The sequence below is a fragment of the Brevundimonas sp. DS20 genome, assembly GCF_001310255.1.
Lineage (GTDB): Bacteria > Pseudomonadota > Alphaproteobacteria > Caulobacterales > Caulobacteraceae > Brevundimonas > Brevundimonas aurantiaca.
In genome coordinates this window covers 1,492,998-1,511,591 of record NZ_CP012897.1, presented here as the reverse complement: position 1 = coordinate 1,511,591, position 18,594 = coordinate 1,492,998, and the positions used below count along the sequence as shown (strand labels likewise).

Genomic DNA, 18,594 nt, shown 5'->3' with positions numbered 1-18,594 from the left:
GCGAAAAGCTCCAGCGACCCGTGATCGGTCTTCAGTGATCGCCTTTCGGCGTCTCCATCAGCTCGATCAGCACCCCGCCCATCTCTTTCGGATGCAGGAAGACGACCGGCGTTCCGTGCGCCCCGATGCGCGGCTCGCCCGTGCCCAGGAGGGTCACCCCCTTGGCCCGCATCTCGGCGACGGCGTCGTGGATGTCCTCGACCTCGAAACAGACGTGATGCTGGCCGCCCTTGGGATTCTTGGCCAGGAAGCCGACGATGGGGCTGGTCTCGTCATAGGGCTCGATCAGCTCGATCTGGGCCGTCGGGGTGTCGATGAAACAGACCTTCACCCCCTGCGCGGGCAGGTCGAAGGGCTCCCCGATCTTCGTCGCGCCCAGCACGTCGCGATACAGTTTGATCGAGTCCGCGATGGACGGGGTCGCCACCCCGACATGGTTCAGGGCGCCGATCATGCGGTCTCCTTAGGCGCGGGCTGGGCGTAACCCAGGCGCTGGTTCAGCTTTTCGATCAGGTCAACCGCCGTATCGGCGATGGCCGAACCGGGCGGATAAACGGCGGCCGCCCCCATATCGAGCAGGGGCTGCACGTCCGAGGGCGGAATGACGCCGCCGACCACGATCATGATGTCGGGCCGCCCCAGCTTCTCCAGCTCGGCCTTCAGTTCGGGAACCAGGGTCAGGTGGCCCGCGGCCAGCGATGACGCGCCGACCGCATGGACCCCCTTCTCCACGGCGTCCTTCGCCGCCTCGGCCGGGGTCTGGAACAGGGCGCCGGCGGTGACGTCGAAGCCCAGGTCGCCGTAGCCGGTGGCGACCACTTTCTGGCCCCGATCGTGCCCGTCCTGACCAAGCTTGGCGATCAGGATGCGCGGCGGCCCGCCGTCGTTCTCGACGAAGGTCGCCACCATCTCGCGGGCGCGGGCGAAGCGGGCGTCCGTCCCCGCCTCCTTGGCATAGACGCCCGACACGGTCTGCACCGTCGCCACATGGCGGCCGAAGGCGGCCTCCAGCGCGTCGGAAATTTCACCCACCGTCGCCTTGGCCCGCGCGGCCTGGACCGCCAGCTCCAGCAGATTGGCGGTCCCCCGCGCGCCGTTGGTCAGAGCCTCCAGCGCCGCATCGGTCGCCGCCTGGTCCCGCTCGGCCCGCAGCCGTTTCAGCTTGTCGATCTGGGCGGCCAGCACTGCCGCGTTGTCGACCTTCAGCATCGGAATATCGTCGACGACGGGGTTCAGATATTTGTTCACCCCGACCACCGTCTGCTGGCCGGTGTCGATCCGGGCCTGGGTCTTGGCGGCGGATTCCTCGATCCTCAGCTTGGGGATGCCGGCCTCGATGGCCTTGGCCATGCCGCCCAGGGCCTCGACCTCGGCCATGTGGGCGCGGGCGCGCATCGCCAGTTCGTGGGTCAGCCGCTCGACATAGAAGCTGCCGCCCCAGGGGTCGATGACGCGGGTCAGGCCGGTCTCCTGCTGCAGCAGGATCTGGGTATTGCGCGCGATCCGGGCCGAGAAGTCGGTCGGAAGCGCCAGGGCCTCGTCCAGGGCGTTGGTGTGCAGGCTCTGGGTCTGACCGCCCGCCGCCGCCATGGCCTCGACCATGGTGCGGGGCACATTGTTGAAGACGTCCTGGGCCGCCAGCGACCAGCCCGAGGTCTGGCAGTGGGCGCGCAGGGACAGGGACTTCGGATCGACCCCGCCCTCTTTCCGCACCGCCTCGGCCCACAGCAGGCGGCCCGCTCGCATCTTGGCCACCTCCATGAAGTAGTTCATGCCGATGGCCCAGAAGAAGCTCAGCCGCGGCGCGAAGCGGTCGATCGGCATGCCCGCCGCGACGCCCGCCCGCAGATATTCGATCCCGTCCGCCAGGGTGTAGGCCAGCTCGATGTCGGCCGAGGCGCCCGCCTCCTGCATGTGATAGCCGGAGATGGAGATGCTGTTGAACTTCGGCGTCTCCTGCGCCGTCCAGGCGAAGATGTCGGCGATGATCCGCATCGAGGGTTCGGGCGGATAGATGTAGGTGTTCCTGACCATGAACTCCTTCAGAATATCGTTCTGAATGGTCCCGGTCAGGGCCGCGTGCGGCACGCCCTGTTCTTCCGCCGCGACGACATAGAGGGCCAGGATCGGCAGCACCGCCCCGTTCATCGTCATCGACACCGACATCTGGTCCAGCGGGATCCCGTCGAACAGGGTCCGCATGTCATAGATGCTGTCGATGGCCACGCCGGCCATGCCGACGTCGCCCTTCACCCTGGGATGGTCGCTGTCATAGCCCCGGTGCGTCGCCAGATCGAAGGCGATGCTCAGACCCTTCTGCCCCGCCGCCAGATTGCGGCGATAGAAGGCGTTGGACTCCTCCGCGGTCGAGAAGCCGGCGTACTGGCGGATGGTCCAGGGATTGCCCGCATACATGGTCGGATAGGGCCCACGCACAAAGGGGGCGAAGCCCGGCAGACCGTCCTGGTGATCCAGCCCCTCCAGGGCCTCAGGGCCGTAGGCGGTCTCGACCGTCAGCCCCTCGGGCGTCGCCCACGGCTCGCGCGCCGGCCCCTGCCCGGTCGGCGCCAGGTCCAGGCTGATCTTGCTGAAATCGGGGAAGCTCATCCGATGACCTCCTCGAAGGCCGCCGCGAAGCGGATCGGGCTCAGGGGTTCGCACACCCGCACCCCCGCAACCGCCGCCTCATCGACCGCCTCGACCGGCGCCGGCCGCACCTCGGGGTCCACATATTTCGTCACGCCGATGATCTGGGCCGCGCCGTTCTTCAGCGCCGCCTCACGCTGGGCGCGGGCGCGGGCGATGCGCGGCTGGATCACCGAGCCCTTCAGGGCCTCGACCAGGCCGCCCTCGGCCTCGATCATCTGGAACTCGGCCCAGCCGGCCTCGGCCAGATCCCGCGTCCGGGCGTCCAGATACCAGCTCCCCGCCGCCGGATCATCGACCCGGCCCAGATGCGCCTCCTCCATCAGCACCAGCTGGGTGTTCCTCGCCTGCCGCCGGGCGAAGGCGTCGGACCGCCCGGTCGCGCGGGTGAAGCCGTCCAGCACCACCACGTCCGCGCCCCCCACGGCGCCCGCAAACCCCGCCGCCGTCAGCCGCAGCAGATTGGGCCAGGGATCGCGCGCCGACAGCATCCGCCGCGACGACCGCGCCTCGATCACCGCCGGCGCCTCAACCCCGAAGGCTCGCGTCAGGCCGGCCCAGATCAGCCGCATGGCCCGGACCTTGGCCAGGCTGTCGAAATATTCCGCATCGACCGACAGGCCGACCACCGTTCCCCGCAAGGCCGCCTCGACCGACATCCCCGCATCCACCGCCGCCTTCGCATGGGCCACGACGCTTGAGGCCGCAAAGGCCAGCTCCTGCGCCGCCGATCCGCCCGCCTCGTGCGCCACGCGCCCGCCGGCCATGAAGAAGCTCGCCTCGGGATAGGCCCCCGCATGCCGGGCCGCCGTATTGGCCGCCAGGCTCAGATGCTCTTCGACCGAACGCGGCGCCCCGCCCGCCTCGGCGAAGGCCGAGACCGGATCCATGTGGAACCTCAACTTGGCGCGCGGCGACCCCTTGGCGACGACCGCCAGGGCGTTGGCCGCATCCGGCCCGTCGATCCCGGCGTCCAGCGCCACCGGCGCCAGCTCCAGCGCCACGCCTTCCAGCGCCCGGCCCAGCGGCGCGGAATCCGCCAGCACGCGGCCCTTCAGCACCACCGACGCCGCGCCGTTCTCCAGATCGGTCAGCACCGCTTCATTAACCGCCTCGGGATCATCCCCCTCGACCAGGGTCCGCAGATCCCAGGCCCGGCCTTCGGAATCGGACGGACGCGGGGCGAAGATCGGCTGGACCCCGGTCGCCCCGGCGTAGAGGGGCCGCGTCGCCAGCTGGTCCGCATCGAGGTGCATCAGCGACTCGATCGGTCGATCCTTCAACGCCTTCTGGGCCGCCTCGCGCCATTCGAGGGGCGTGGGGATGGGGAAGCTCATGCGCCCGCCCCCCCTTCTACTTTCGTCATCCTCCGGCAAGCCGCGAAGCGGCGCAGACCGGGGGAGCCAGCGGCGCGCGAGAGCGCGAACCTGCCGCACACGCCGGCCTGCCCGTCGAGGCGCTGACGCGCCGCCCTGCGGGCTTTCGCCTTCGCTTCGCTACGGCGCCGCTGGGTCCCCCGGTCGCTCCTGCGGAGCGCCGGAGGATGACGAAAGAGGAGAAGGGCAACCATCACCCGAACTCCACCAGCACATCATCCGCCGCCACCGGATCCCCGTCCCTGGCCCCCACCGCCTTCACCACCCCGTCACGCTCGGCCTTCAGGATGTTCTGCATCTTCATCGCCTCGATGATCGCCACCGTCTCGCCGGTCTTGACCTCCTGGCCCACCACGACCGGGATCGACACCACCAGACCCGGCATCGGCGACAGCACCAGTTTGGACGTATCCGCGACCGCCTTCTCCGGCAGGCGCGCATACAGTTCGGCGATCTGGGGCCGCAGCACCCGCACCCGCGCCTTGGCCGCGCGATGGCGGATGTCGAAGCCGTCGGCGGCGCGTCTGACCTCGGCGGTGAAGGCCTCGCCGTCCAGTTCGGCCTTGAACTGGGCCAGGCCGGGCCGCCAGTCGATCTCCGACAGGCGGATGTCGCCCCCGCCCGTCAGGGTCAGGATCATCGCCTCGTCCGCATCATAGGACAGGGCCACCCCGTGCGGCGTCTTGTCGATCATCACGATCCAGTCGGTGCGGTCCGACGGATCGCCGTCCTGTTCGGCGATGATTTCGTGCATGGCCATGGCGGAGGCGATCAGGATGCGTTCCTGGTCCTGCGTCGGCTTGAGACCATGGAAGCCGTCCGGGAATTCGTCCTTGATATAGCTGGTCGACAGCCGGCCCGACCTGAACCGCTCCTGGTCCATCACCGCCGCCAGGAAGGGCACATTATGCCCCAGGCCCGACAGGTGGGTGTCCTCCAGCGCCCGAGCCATGCCCGCGACTGCGGCCTCGCGCGTCTCGCCCCAGGCGCACAGTTTGGCGATCATCGGGTCGTAGAACATGCTGATCTCGTCGCCCTCGCGGACGCCGGAATCGTTGCGGACCACATAGCCGTCCTGCTCGCCCTCCTCCGGCTGCTCGTATCGGACCAGCCGACCGATGGAGGGCAGGAAGCCGCGATAGGGATCCTCGGCATAGATCCGGCTCTCGATGGCCCAGCCGTCGATCTTCAGATCCTTCTGTTCGAAGGCCAGTTTTTCACCCCAGGCCGAACGGATCATCTGTTCGACCAGATCGACCCCCGTGATCAGCTCCGTCACCGGATGTTCGACCTGAAGACGGGTGTTCATCTCCAGGAAATAAAACGACTTGTCCTGCCCCGCGACGAACTCGACCGTGCCGGCCGAGTCATAGTTCACGGCCTTCGCCAGAGCCACGGCCTGGGCCCCCATGGCGGCGCGGGTGGCCTCGTCAAGCAAGGGGCTGGGCGCCTCCTCGATGACCTTCTGGTTGCGGCGCTGGATCGAGCATTCGCGCTCGAACAGGTGGACCACATGGCCGTGCTTGTCGCCCAGCACCTGGATCTCGATGTGGCGCGGATCGACGATGAACTTCTCAAGGAAGACCCGGTCGTCGCCGAAGGCGTTCAGCGCCTCGGCCTTCACCGCCGCGAAGCCCTCGGCCATGTCGGCGTCCGAATGGGCCACGCGGATGCCCTTGCCGCCGCCGCCGGCGCTCGCCTTGATCATGATCGGATAGCCGATCTGGTTGGCGATCCTGACCGCCTCCTCCGGCGTCTCGATCAGCCCCATATGCCCCGGCACGGTCGAAACCCCCGCCTCGGCCGCCAGCTTCTTGGAGCTGATCTTGTCGCCCATGGCCTCGATGGCCTCGGGGTTCGGGCCGATGAAGGCGATCCCCTCGTCCCTCAGCCGCCGCGCGAACCCGGCGTTCTCAGACAGGAAGCCAAAGCCCGGATGCACGGCCTGCGCCCCCGTCTGGCGCACCGCCTCGACGATCTTGTCCGCCAGCAGATAGGACTGCGCCGCCGGCGCCGGCCCGATCAGCACCGCCTCGTCGGCCATCTCGACCGCCAACGACCCGGCGTCGGCCTCCGAATAGACCTGCACGGTTTTGATGCCCATGCGGCGGCAGGTCTTGATGATCCGAACCGCGATCTCGCCCCGGTTGGCGATGAGGATTTTGGAGAACATTTTAAAGCCTAGCCTCGAATGGCGTGGGTAGTGCCGAAACGACCCCTAGTTGATATTGACCAATCGACGATTTGCGAAGATTGTTCACGATCGTCTTTGGCGTTGGAGATTCGCCGTTGGCCTTGAGAACTATCGAGTATCTGGTTCCACCCGAACGCTCCGAAGCTGGCGTTTTCTCGCTGGTCATTGAATATGACCCTTTGCGAGAGTCGCCAGGAAGACTCCTGAGATCGACAGCTAATTTCATCGATGCTTTTGCGAATTTGGATGCTGCATTTGCAGCGGCTATCGATCCAAATATCGAAACATCAATAGCTCTCCTAGGCATTGAGCAAGGCTCAATAAGAGCTTGGCTTGCGTCTTTAATTAGAAGCTTCGATGATGAGGCACTGAAGGACCTCGATTGGAAAAAGCTAATAGGTGCATATTTAGTCAGAGCGAAATACAGGACTCTAGAGTGGCTAGAAGATGACAGCGCCAGCAAACGCATCATCGACCTCCAGGCTGTTATTGTCGAGGAAGCAAAAAAGACAGATGCACTTCTTATTCCTGCGTACCACCAACCAAGCAGAGCGCTATTGCTCGAAGGGCTTCGACGAGCACAGCTAGCCAAAGACGGCCTCATGGAGGCTGACAAAATCATTTTCGATGCAGGCCCTGACAAGCTCGAACTCAATCCTTCAAAAAGACTTGACCTCAGCCAAATCTCAGATGTGGAAATTCAATCCACCGAGAAACACAAACTTCACCGCGCATCGTTGAAAGTTAAGAAGCCTGACATGCTGGGACACAGCCAATGGCAGCTTAAGTTTCATGAACGCACCGTCCCTTCAGCCATTGAAGATCGCGGCTGGCTAAGCAGATTTCAGTCCCGCGAAATCACACTTCGGCCCGGCGACGCTCTCATCTGCGATGGGGAATTGACGAGGTATTTTGACCGCTCTGGCACTCCTGTTAGCGAGAAAGTCGAGGTGACCAAAGTTCATGGAGTTGAATATCAGGCACCGCCTCAAGACGACATGTTTTGATCACAGCGGAATATTGTCGTGCTTCTTCCAGGGGTTCTCCTGGACCTTGTTCTTCAGCGTCCGCAGCGCCTTCACCAGCCGCCGCCGCGTCCCGTGCGGCATGATGACGTCGTCGATGTAGCCCAGCCCCGCCGCCACGAACGGATTGGCGAACCGGTCCTTGTACTCGGCCTCTCGCGCGGCAAGGGCCGCCGGATCGCCGGCCTCCTTGCGGAAGATGATCTCGACCGCCCCCTTGGCGCCCATGACCGCGATCTCGGCGGTGGGCCAGGCGTAGTTGACGTCGCCGCGCAGGTGTTTCGAACTCATCACATCATAGGCGCCGCCATAGGCCTTGCGCGTGATCAGGGTCAGTTTCGGCACGGTCGCCTCGGCATAGGCGAACAGCAGCTTGGCCCCGTGTTTGATCAGGGCGCCGTACTCCTGCTTGGTCCCCGGCATGAAGCCCGGCACGTCCACCAGCGTCACCAGAGGAATGCCGAAGGCGTCGCAGAAACGCACGAACCGCGCGGCCTTGCGGCTTGAATCGATGTCCAGCACCCCCGCCAGCACCTGGGGCTGGTTGGCGACGATCCCGACCGTCTGGCCGTCCAGCCGGCCGAAGCCGCAGATGATGTTCTTGGCGAAGTCGGCCCCGATCTCGAAGAAGTCGGCCTCGTCGACCACCTTCAGGATCAGCTCCTTCATGTCATAGGGCTGGTTGGGATTGGCCGGGATCAGGGTGTCCAGGCTCGGCTCGTCCCGCTCGGGCTCGTCATAGCTCTCGCGCACCGGCGGCTTTTCGCGGTTCGACAGGGGCAAAAAGCCGATCAGGCGACGCACCTCCGACAGGGCCTCCAGGTCGTTCTCGAACGCCCCGTCCGCCACGCCCGACTTGCCGGCATGGACCCGCGCCCCGCCCAGGTCCTCGTGGCTGACCACCTCGTTGGTGACCGTCTTCACCACATCGGGGCCGGTCACGTACATGTAGCTGGTGTCCTTCACCATGAAGATGAAGTCGGTGATGGCCGGGGAATAGACGTCGCCGCCCGCGCACGGTCCCATGATCACGCTGATCTGGGGAATGACGCCGCTGGCCAAAGTGTTCTGCAGGAAGATGTCGGCGTAACCGGCCAGGCTCTCGACCCCCTCCTGGATCCGCGCCCCGCCCGCGTCGAACAGGCCGATGATCGGCGCCCCCGTGGTCAGGGCCATCTTCTGCAGCTTGACGATCTTGGCCGCATGGGCGCCCGACAGGCTGCCGCCGAACACCGTGAAATCCTTGGAGAAGACATAGACCAGCCGCCCGCCGATGGTCCCGCGCCCCGTCACCACCCCGTCGCCGGGGATGCGCTGGTCCTGCATGCCGAAGTCGTGGCTGCGGTGCTCCACGAACATGTCGGTCTCCTCGAAGGAGCCCTCGTCCAGCAGAACCTCGATGCGTTCGCGCGCCGTCAGCTTGCCCTTGGCGTGCTGGGCGGCGATACGCTTTTCCCCGCCGCCCAGTTTCGCGGCGGCGCGACGACGCTCCAGTTCTTCAAGGATGGCTTGAGTCATGATCGGTTTAGGCCTCGTGTTCGCTGCGAAAGGCGTGGCGCCTTCATCGCAAAATGGCAAACGCAACTTTGCAAAAGGTGCGGAACTGTGCGGATTTGCAAAGGTGACGGCTATGAACTGCAAATTTGCGAATGGCTGAGAAGCTCTTCCTCGGTCCCAAATTGCGCAAGCTGCGCGAGGCGCGCGGCTGGACGTTGGAGGCCTGCGCCGAGCGGCTGGGCCTGTCGCCGTCGTATCTGTCGCAGATCGAGACCAATCAGCGCCCGGCCACCGCCCGCGTCCTGATCGCCCTGACCCGCGCCTTCCACATCGACGCCAGCCTGTTCGATCTCGAGGGCGACGCCCGACTGATTGCCGACCTGCGCGAGGCCACCACCGACATCGCCGGCCCGGTCAGCGGCGGGGCCGAGCCCCCGACGGCGGCCGAGCTGAAACAGGCCGTCGCCAACACCCCGCGCCTGGCCCATCAGTTCCTGGCCCTGCACCAGGCCTTCCGCCAGCTGGACGAGCGGGTGAAGGCCCTGGACGACACCCTGGGCCGCGACGAACTGGGCGCCCGCGTCGCCCTCCTGCCCTATGAGGAGGTCCGCGACTTCTTCCACTACCGCGACAACTACGTCGACAGCCTGGACACGGCGGCCGAGGCCCTGGCGGCGGACATCCCGCAGGACGGCCCGATCGAACGGGCGCTGGAGACCCTGCTGGCCGACCGGCACGGGGTCCGCACCGTCTATGTGGCGGGTCAGGAGGCGCTGCGCCGCTATGATCCCGCCAGTCGCATCCTCACCCTGGACGCCTGGCAGCCCGGCGCCACCCGGTCGTTCCAGCTGGCCCACCAGCTGGCCCTGCTGTCCTTCCGCGACCTGATCGAGACCGAGCTGGACCGCGCCGCCTTCCGCACCCAGGCCGCGCGCGACGTGGCCCGCGTCGGCCTGGCCAACTACGCGGCCGGGGCGCTGCTGCTGCCCTATCGCGCCTTCCTGGAGGCCGCGCGGGCGGAAAAGCACGACATCGACCGCTTACGCACCCGGTTCCAGGTCAGTTTCGAACAGGTCTGCCACCGGCTCTCGACCCTGCAACGGCCCGGCTGGCGCGGCGTGCCCTTCTATTTCGCCCGCGTCGACATGGCCGGCAACATCACCAAACGGCACAGCGCCACCCGCTTCCAGTTCGCCCGCTTCGGCGGCGCCTGCCCCCTGTGGAACGTCCACGAGGCCTTCGCCACGCCCGACCGGATCGGGGTCCAGCTGGCCGAAATGCCCGACGGCTCGCGCTACATCTCCATCGCCCGCTCCGTGTCCAAGCCCAGCGGCTCATACCTCGCCAACGACCGCCGCTACGCCCTGTCCCTGGGCTGCGAGATTGAGCACGCCGGGTCGCTGGTCTACGCCGCCGGTCTGGACCTGAACGGCCCCGCCGCCCGGATCGGCGTCAGCTGCCGCATCTGCGAGCGCACCGACTGCACCCAGCGCGCCTTCCCGCCCCTGGACCGCGCCCTTCACGTCCCCGAGAATGAGCGCGGCGTGGTGCCCTATGTGCTGGATGGCCCCCGCCCGGACCGCTATTGATCGGGGCATGACCTCACACGCACCCATCGGCGTCGCCGTCGTCGGCTACGGCCTGGCGGGCCAGACCTTCCACGCCCCCCTGATCGAAGCGACCCCAGGCCTGCACCTGACCGCCGTCGTCTCGTCCCGGCCCGATGCGGTCCACGCCGACCTGCCGGACGTCGCGGTCCTGCCAGACCTGGACGCCGCCCTGGCCCGCGACGACATCGGCCTGATCGTCGTCGCCACCCCCGACGCCCTTCACGCCGAACAGTCGATCGCGGCGCTGAAGGCCGGAAAGTCCGTGGTGGTGGACAAGCCCTTCGCCGCCACGCTTGAGCAGGCCGAGGCCGTCGCCGCCGTCGCGGCTTCGTCGCCCGGCGTCTTCAGCGTCTTCCAGAACCGCCGTTGGGACGCGGACTTCCTGACCCTGCGCCGGCTGATCGACCAGGGCGAACTGGGCGAGATCGCCGTGTTCGAAAGCCATTTCGACCGCTTCCGCCCCGCCGTCGCCGACCGCTGGAAGGACAGGCGCGACGGCGGCGTCTGGGCCGATCTGGGCCCGCACCTGATCGACCAGGCGGTGCAGCTGTTCGGCCTGCCCCTGGCGGTCTACGCCGATCTCCAGCCCCAGCGCGTCGGCGCTGCGGCCATTGACTACGCCCACGTCCTGCTGCGCTACGACCGGCTGCGGGTCATTCTGAACATGGGCCACCTCGTCGCCGAGTCCGGCCTGCGCTACCTCGTCCACGGCACGGGCGGCAGCTTCATCAAACACGGGCTGGACGCCCAGGAGGGCCAATCCAAGGCGGGCCTGCGTCCCGGCGACGCCGACTGGGGCCTGGACCCGTCGCCCGGCGTGCTGACCAGGCAGATCGACGGTGAGATCGTCCGCACCACGCCCGCGCCCGAACGCGGCGACTACCTCGCCTTCTACGCCGCGGTCCGCGACGCCATCCGCGGCGCGGCGCCCGCGCCCGTTCCCGCCGACCAGGCGCTGGTCGTCATGCGCGTCCTGGACGCCGGCCTGCGCAGCGCCGCAGAGCGGCGGGAAATCCCCCTGTGAAGACGGTCTGAAAGCCGATTTGAACCGAACGCGGCATGGACGCCGCAACCATGGCGGAACTGTCACGCTATAGGTCCATGCTCAAGACCAAGATGAATCCGCGCGTCTTCTGGGGCGCAAGCCTGATCGTCGGCCTGCTGCTGGCCCTGGCCGTCGCCGCCCCCGGCGAGTCCGACCGTCTGTTCCAGGCCGCTCAAGGCTGGGTGATCGACACCTTCGGCTGGTTCTACATCGCCGCCGTCGCCGGATTTCTGCTGCTGATCCTGTTCCTCGCCCTGGGGCCGACCGGGGCCCTAAAGCTGGGGCCGGACGATTCGGAGCCGGACTTCCCCTATGTCTCCTGGCTGGCCATGCTGTTCGCCGCCGGCATGGGCATCGGCCTGATGTATTTCGCCGTCGCCGAGCCGATCCAGCATTACGCCAGCCCGCCCGAGGCCCAGCCCCGCACCTTCGAGGCGGCGCGAGAGGCGATGGTGATCACCTTCACCCATTGGGGCGTCCACGCCTGGGCCGTCTATGCGCTGGTCGGGCTCAGCCTGGCCTATTTCGCCCATCGCAAGGGCCTGCCGCTGACCCTTCGCTCGGGCCTGTCGCCCCTGTTGGGCCGGAGGATCAACGGACCGATCGGCGACGCCGTCGACGTCTTCGCCATCTGCGGCACCCTGTTCGGCATCGCCACCTCCCTGGGTCTGGGGGTGTCGCAGATCAACAGCGGGCTTAACGATTTGACCGGCCTGCCCAATACGCCCTGGGTGCAGGTGGGGCTGATCGCCTTGGTCATGGCGTGCGCCACCGCCTCGGTGCTGACCGGACTGGACAAGGGGGTCCGGCGGCTGTCGGAGCTGAACCTGGTGCTGGCGGTGCTGCTGATGCTGTTCGTCCTGGTCGTCGGGCCGACCGGCTTCCTCTTGAAGGCCCTGGTCCAGAACTTCGGCCTCTATCTGGACCATTTCTTCATCCGCACCTTCAACCTTTACGCCTATGAGCCCCGCGGCTGGATGGCGAGCTGGACCCTGTTCTACTGGGCCTGGTGGATCGCCTGGTCGCCCTTCGTGGGCATGTTCATCGCCCGCATCTCACGCGGCCGCACGGTGCGAGAATTCGTCATCGGCGTGCTGCTGGTTCCCACCGGCTTCACCTTTCTGTGGATGACGATCTTCGGCAATACGGCGGTCAATCTCGATATGGGGGTCGCGGCGGGGGCCATCGCCGATGCGGTGACGGCGGACCTGTCCACCGCCATATTCCGCTTCTTCGAGGAACTGCCGGGCGCCGCCGTCACCTCGACCCTGGCGGTGCTGCTGGTGGCGGTCTTCTTCGTCACCTCGGCGGATTCCGGCTCATTGGTGATCGACACCATCGCGTCGGGCGGGGCCGACGATACGCCGCGTTGGCAAAGGGTCTATTGGTGTTCGCTGGAGGGGCTGGCCGCCGCCCTGCTGCTGTTGGCCGGGGGCCTGGGCGCGCTTCAGGCGGCGACCCTGGTGGCCGCCCTGCCCTTCGCCGTCATCATGATCCTGCTGGCCGCCGGACTGGTGCGGCAGATGAACGCCGACCTGGCCGGACGCGCGGTCGAGACCGAAGGCCCGCCCCTGTCCGAACAGCTCAAACGCATTCTGTCGCCCGCGAACCGGCGCGACATTGACCGCCAGCTGGACCAGGCCGGAGCCCCGGCCCTGGAGACGGTTCGCGCGGCCCTGTCCGCCGAAGGACTGGAGGCCGAGGTGGCGCGCGAGGCGGCCGGCCTGGTCCTGACCGCGACCGGTCAGAACGGGCCGACGTTCCATTATCGCCTCGCGGCGCGTGAACGTCCGCGACCCGCCATGACCGCGCTGGATGCGCCCGAGAAACGCCGCGCGATGGAATGGCGGCTGTCCGCCTATTCCGACGCCGCAGGGCGGGCGCGCGATCTGACGGGGTTCACGCGGGAACAGATCGTCGCGGACGTGCTTGAACATCTGCGTCTGTGGCGCATGGGTTGACGTCGCCCGGACGAGGTCGGCGATACGGATAAGCGATCGGAACGGCCATGCTGAGCCAGGTTCACGCCTTCATCCAACCGTTTGCGGTGCTGCTGGAGTTGGCCGGCGCCGGCATCATCGTGGGCGGAGTCCTGCTGGCGACCGGGCTGTTCGCCCTGCACGGCGTCCGGGATCGAAACTGGCGCCAGGCCTATACCACCTATCGGGCGAACCTGGGCCGCGGCATCCTCCTCGGCCTGGAACTCCTGGTCGGGGCGGACATCATCAGCACCATCACCGCACCCCTGACGCTTCAGCCGGTCGGCCTGCTGGGTCTGGTCGTCCTGATACGGACCTTCCTCAGCTTTTCTCTGGAAACGGAGATCGAGGGCTGCTGGCCCTGGCGCCGGGCCGCGAGGGCGGAGCCTGGGCGAGCCGCGAGGGCGGAGGCTGGGAGAATGGACAGGCGCTGACGCCGGCAAACCCCCTCAGTCGACCTATTCGTCGACCGGCTGGTGGGTGAAGCCCTTGACCCCGCTGAGGGGTTTGGCGTCACGGCCGATTTCGACCTCGCTCTCGGCATAGGCGATCAGCAGGCGCGTCAGATCCGCCAGGGCGGTTTCGTGGATCCGCTCATAGCCGTGGCTGGCGTCCACGCCGAAGGTGATCAAGGCGGTGCGGATGTCCGCCCCGGATTCCAGCGCAGAGGCCGAGTCCGAGCGGTAGTAGCGGAAGACGTCTTTCTGATGCGCGATGTCGTGGTCGCGCGCCAGTTGGACCAGTTTGCGCGACAGGTGCCAGTCGAACGGCCCCGTCTGGTCGGCCATGGCGATGGTGACGCCGAACTCCGACGAGTTCTGGCCCGGCGCGGTCGTGCCGTTGTCGACCGTGACCATGGCCGCCACGTCCGGGATCAGCACGGACGAGGCGCCCAGCCCCACCTCCTCGGCGATGGTGAACAGCCACCAGGTGTCGACCGTGGGGGTGCGCTCTTCACGGATCATGCACTCCAGAGCGGCCAAAAGGACCGCGACCCCCGCCTTGTCGTCCAGATGGCGCGAGACGATAAAGCCGGTGTCGGTGAACTCGGGCTGGGGGTCGATGGCGACGATGTCGCCGACGTCGATCCCGAGAGCCAGGGTGTCGTCGCGCCCGTGGGTCACGGCGTCGATGCGCAGCTCGACCTGACGCCAGCTGACCGGCTGGGTGTCCACCTCCTCATTGAAGGTGTGGCCCGAGGCCTTCAGCGGCAGGATGGTGCCGCGCCAGGCGCCGCCCTCCGAAAAGACTGTGGCCCGCGCGCCCTCCGCGAAGCGCGACGACCAGTGGCCGATGGCCACCAGCTCCAGCCGGCCGTTGTCCTTCACCTGTTTGACCTGGGCGCCCAGGGTGTCGACGTGGGCCACGACCGCGCGGGCGGGTTTGGAGGCCCGGCCCGGCAGGCGGGCCCGGATGGCGCCGCGTCGGGTCAGTTCATAGTCCAGCCCCAGCCGCTGCAGCTCCCGGCACACCTGCCACACGGCCTCGTCGGTATAGCCGGTGGGGCTGGGCGTGTTCAGCAGGTCGGCGAGGCGGGACTTCAGATAGTCAAGGTCGATCGCAGGACGGGCCAAGGGGCCTCCTTCAGACGTCGGCGCGAACCACGGCGCGCGCCGAGGTCGGGGCGGACAGGGGGAACAACAGGTCGATGAAACGCTCGGCCGTCGGCTGGGGTTCGTGATTGGCCAGACCGGGGCGTTCGTTGGCCTCGATGAAGGCGTAGTCGGGCTCGCGTGGCGACTTCACCATCAGGTCTATGCCGGTGACCGGAATGTCGATGGCGCGGGCGGCGGCGACGGCGGCGCGGATCAGAGTCGGGTGCACCTCCTCCGTAACATCGTGAATGGTGCCGCCCAGGTGCAGATTGGCCGCCTTGCGCACCAGAACCTCGACGCCCTCGGGCGCGACGTCGTCCAGGCCATAGCCGGCCTCGCCCAGGGTGCGTTCGGTCTCTTCGTCAATCGGTATGGTCGATTCTCCGCCGGTCGCGGCGGCGCGGCGGCGGCTCTGATGCTCGATCAGAGCCCGAAGCGGGGTGCGCCCGTCGCCGATGACGCGGGGCGGGCGACGCAGGGCGCAGGCCACGACCTTGTAGTCGATCACCACCAGACGCAGATCCTCGCCCTGGACCTGTTCCTCGATCAGCACCTCGGAACAGATGCGGCGCGCGCGGACCAGGGCCGACTGGACGGCCTTCATGGTCGTCAGACCCACGGCGACGCCCTGCCCCTGTTCGCCCCGCGCCGGCTTGACCACCAGGGCGCCGAACCGCTCCAGGGCCGCGTCGATGGCGGAGGGATCGTCGGGATCGATCCGCTCGGGCACGCGCACCCCGGCCGCCTCGACGATGCGTCGCGTCATCCGCTTGTCGTCACAGATGCTGAGCGCCACGGCCGAGGTCAGCTCCGACAGGCTCTCGCGGCACCGCACCGACCGCCCGCCCCAGTTCAGGCGAAACAGCCCGCCCTCGGCGTCGATGATCTCTGTATGGATGCCGCGCCGCCGCGCCTCATTGACGATGATCCGGGCATAGGGGTTCAGGTCGTGGTCGTCGGTCGGACCGACGAACAGGGCCTCGTTGATCGGGTTCTTGCGCTTGACCCCGAAGAAGGAGACGCGGCGAAAACCCAGCTTTTCGTACAGGGCGATGGCCTGGTCGTTGTCGTGCATGACCGACAGGTCCATGTAGGCCAAACCCTGGGTCTTAAAATGCTCGGCCAGCCGCCGGACCAGGGCCTCGCCGACGCCCGGCTGGGTCGCCTGGGGATCGACCGCCAGACACCAGAGCGACGAACCGCATTCGGGATCGTCGAAGGCGCGCGCGTGATTGACCCCCGTCACCGTGCCGATGACGGCGCTCGTCGTCGCATCTTCGGCGACGAAATAGGTGATCGTCCGGTCGTCGCGACGGGACCAGAAGAAGTCGGGCGGGACCGGCACCATCCTGCGCTTGGCGTAGATGTCGTTGACCGCCTGGGCGTCCGCCTCCGACGTCAGACGGCGCACGGTGAAGCCTCTCGGCTGGCGACGACCGGCGCGATAGGTGGCCAGTTCCAGCCGATAGGTGTGCGACGGGTCCAGGAACAGCTCCTGCGGCGCCTGGGCCAGCAGGACATGCGGATTGCGGACGTAGAAGGCGATGTCGCGCCGGTCCGGCCCCTCGGCGCGCAGGGCCTCGACCAGGGGCTCGGCCGTCTCGAAGGTCTGGGCGAACAGCAGCCGGCCCCAGCCGCAGTCCAGCACGGCGTCCGGCCTCGGTCCGTCTCCGGACTGCACGGGTGGCTTCAGCCCTTCGTGACGCAGCCGCTTCAGCCGGTGCGCCTTGGACCGTTCGGGTCGAACGTCAGACGCCATGCTGTTGCATCCACATCTCGAGCACGGCGACCTGCCACAGTTCGGACCCGCGAAGCGGCGTGATGTGCTGGGTCGGATCGGCGAACAGGGTGTCCAGATACCCCCTGTCGAACAGACCCCGGTCGCGGGCGGCCTGATTGGTCAGGGCCTCGCGCACCATCTCCAGATACGGACCCTGGATGTATTTCAGCGCGGGAACGGGGAAGTAGCCCTTCTTGCGGTCGATCACCTCGGACGGGATGACCAGGCGCGCCGCCTCCTTCAGCACCCCCTTGCCGCCCTGGGCCAGCTTGTGCTCAGGCGGAATCCGGCCGGCCAGTTCGACCAGCTCGTGGTCGAGGAAGGGCACCCGCGCCTCCAGCCCCCAGGCCATGGTCATGTTGTCGACCCGCTTCACCGGATCGTCCACCAGCATCACCTGGCTGTCCAGGCGCAGGGCCTGGTCGACCGGCGTATCGGCGCCCGGTTGGGCGAAATGGGCCTCGACCAGGGCGCGACTGACGTCGGTGTCGGCCATATAGGCGCCGTTCAACTGGGTCTTCAGCGTCGCATGGCTGCGGTCGAAAAAGGCCTTGGCGTAGGTCTCGACCGGGTCGGTCGCCTCCATCATCGGCGGGTACCAGTGATAGCCGGCGAAGACCTCGTCCGCCCCCTGGCCCGACTGCACCACCTTGATATGTTTAGAGACTTCCTGGCTCAGCAGATAGAAGCCGACATTGTCGTAACTGACCATCGGCTCCGACATGGCCCCGATCGTCCCCGGCAGGGCCTCCATCAGCCGCTGGTGCGGCACGAAGATCTGGTGGTGTTTGGTCCCATAGTGTTTGGCGATCAGGTCGGAATAGACGAACTCGTCGCCCTTCTCGCCATTGGCCTCTTCGAAGCCGACCGAGAAGGTCAGCAGATCCTTCTGGCCCAGCTCGGCCAGCAGGCCGACGATCAGGCTGGAGTCCACCCCGCCCGACAGCAGCACGCCCACCGGCACGTCCGCGACCATGCGACGCTTCACCGCCTCGCGCAGACTGTCCAGCACCCGGTCGCGCCAGTCCTCGGCGGTCAGGGCCGCGTCCTCGGCGTGGCGGGTCATGTCGGGCCGCCAGTACAGCCGGTCCTTGGCCGTGCCGTCCGCCTCGATCACCCGGATGGTCGCCGGGGGAAACTTCTTCACCCCCTTCAGTATGGTGTGGGGCGGCGGAACGACCGCATGGAAGGTCATATAGTGGTGCAGGCCGACCGGATCGATGGTCTTGTCCACATCCCCCGCCGCCAGCAGGGCCGGCAGGGTCGAGGCGAACCTCAGCCGCTTGCCGCTCTCGGCCAGATACAGCGGTTTGATGCCGAACCGGTCGCGGGCGATCACGGTTCGGCCCGTGTCCCGCTCGTGCAGGACGAAGGCGAACATGCCCTTGAACCGTTCGACGCAGGCCTCGCCCCAGGCCTTCCAGGCCTTGATGATGACCTCGGTGTCGCCGTGCGAGAAGAAGCGGAAGCCCAGCCCCTGCAGCTCTTCGCGCAGTTCCGGATAGTTGTAGATGCAGCCGTTGAAGGCCAGGGTCACGCCCAGGTCGGCGTCCACCATGGGCTGCTGCGCCGCCTCCGACAGGTCGATGATCTTCAGGCGACGGTGGCCCAGCCCCACCGGGCCGCGCATTACGATGCCGGACCCGTCCGGTCCGCGGGGCGAGAGCGCATCCGTCATGCGTTGAACGGCGCCGGCGTCGGCCGGGCGTCCGTCGAAATTGATCTCGCCGCTAAGACCGCACATGGGGCCTCCTTGAATTGTGGATGCAGCGGGTACAAATGGTTCGTGTACGAAAGAGTTCAACCCTATGCGTGATTTTTCAGCGGCGCCGTTTCGAGAGGAGCCG

13 protein-coding genes are annotated in these 18,594 nt (G+C 67.2%); 5 read left to right on the top strand and 8 right to left on the bottom strand.

Features of this window, described 5'->3' with window-relative positions; genetic code table 11:
• Positions 1-31 precede the first annotated feature (31 nt).
• The 4 genes from mce to JL11_RS07150 all read right to left on the bottom strand — a co-directional run bounded on the left by mce (position 32) and on the right by JL11_RS07150 (position 6,195).
• A complete protein-coding gene (mce, locus tag JL11_RS07165) occupies positions 32-454 on the bottom strand; it encodes a methylmalonyl-CoA epimerase (protein ID WP_054765052.1) in 423 nt (140 codons plus the stop codon).
• Positions 451-2,607, bottom strand: coding sequence for a methylmalonyl-CoA mutase (gene scpA, locus JL11_RS07160; protein WP_054765051.1), 2,157 nt, complete (start codon positions 2,605-2,607; stop codon positions 451-453). Before scpA ends, mce begins: the two co-directional genes overlap by 4 nt.
• Complete coding sequence (locus JL11_RS07155) at positions 2,604-3,983, bottom strand: methylmalonyl-CoA mutase family protein (RefSeq protein ID WP_054765050.1); 1,380 nt, start codon at positions 3,981-3,983, stop codon at positions 2,604-2,606. Before JL11_RS07155 ends, scpA begins: the two co-directional genes overlap by 4 nt.
• Before the next feature lie 232 nt (positions 3,984-4,215).
• Entirely contained in the window at positions 4,216-6,195 is a 1,980-nt protein-coding gene (locus JL11_RS07150; protein WP_054765049.1) for an acetyl-CoA carboxylase biotin carboxylase subunit, read from the bottom strand.
• Positions 6,196-6,275: 80 nt separating this feature from the next.
• Here JL11_RS07150 and JL11_RS17425 point away from each other — a divergent pair, with 80 nt between their 5' ends.
• Positions 6,276-7,223, top strand: a complete 948-nt coding sequence (locus tag JL11_RS17425; RefSeq protein ID WP_156314164.1) for a hypothetical protein — start codon at positions 6,276-6,278, stop codon at positions 7,221-7,223.
• Here the strand turns inward: JL11_RS17425 and JL11_RS07145 are convergent, their stop codons facing one another.
• Positions 7,224-8,759 (bottom strand): acyl-CoA carboxylase subunit beta, encoded by a 1,536-nt coding sequence (locus JL11_RS07145; protein WP_054765048.1) that lies wholly within the window; start codon positions 8,757-8,759, stop codon positions 7,224-7,226.
• A gap of 131 nt (positions 8,760-8,890) precedes the next feature.
• On the opposite strand from JL11_RS07145, the gene JL11_RS07140 reads away from it, so the two are divergent.
• Genes JL11_RS07140 through JL11_RS07125 form a run of 4 tightly spaced genes read left to right on the top strand, consistent with a single transcriptional unit; the run spans position 8,891 to position 13,806 of the window.
• Entirely contained in the window at positions 8,891-10,327 is a 1,437-nt protein-coding gene (locus JL11_RS07140) for a helix-turn-helix domain-containing protein (RefSeq protein WP_054765047.1), read from the top strand.
• A gap of 7 nt (positions 10,328-10,334) precedes the next feature.
• Complete coding sequence (locus tag JL11_RS07135; RefSeq protein ID WP_054766864.1) at positions 10,335-11,372, top strand: oxidoreductase; 1,038 nt, start codon at positions 10,335-10,337, stop codon at positions 11,370-11,372.
• 35 nt (positions 11,373-11,407) lie between these two features.
• Entirely contained in the window at positions 11,408-13,354 is a 1,947-nt protein-coding gene (locus tag JL11_RS07130) for a BCCT family transporter (protein ID WP_231681426.1), read from the top strand.
• A gap of 47 nt (positions 13,355-13,401) precedes the next feature.
• Positions 13,402-13,806, top strand: a complete 405-nt coding sequence (locus tag JL11_RS07125) for a DUF1622 domain-containing protein (RefSeq protein WP_054765046.1) — start codon at positions 13,402-13,404, stop codon at positions 13,804-13,806.
• Positions 13,807-13,830: 24 nt separating this feature from the next.
• Here JL11_RS07125 and JL11_RS07120 read toward each other — a convergent pair whose 3' ends face one another.
• From JL11_RS07120 to JL11_RS07110, 3 genes are read right to left on the bottom strand one after another with little or no spacing between them, the layout of a single operon-like run.
• Positions 13,831-14,946, bottom strand: a complete 1,116-nt coding sequence (locus tag JL11_RS07120; RefSeq protein WP_054765045.1) for an osmoprotectant NAGGN system M42 family peptidase — start codon at positions 14,944-14,946, stop codon at positions 13,831-13,833.
• A 10-nt stretch (positions 14,947-14,956) separates the two neighbouring features.
• Positions 14,957-16,726: an N-acetylglutaminylglutamine synthetase gene (gene ngg, locus JL11_RS07115; RefSeq protein WP_054765044.1), complete on the bottom strand. Its 1,770-nt coding sequence runs from the start codon at positions 16,724-16,726 to the stop codon at positions 14,957-14,959.
• Positions 16,716-18,491, bottom strand: a complete 1,776-nt coding sequence (locus JL11_RS07110; protein ID WP_054765043.1) for an N-acetylglutaminylglutamine amidotransferase — start codon at positions 18,489-18,491, stop codon at positions 16,716-16,718. Before JL11_RS07110 ends, ngg begins: the two co-directional genes overlap by 11 nt.
• Positions 18,492-18,594 lie beyond the last annotated feature (103 nt).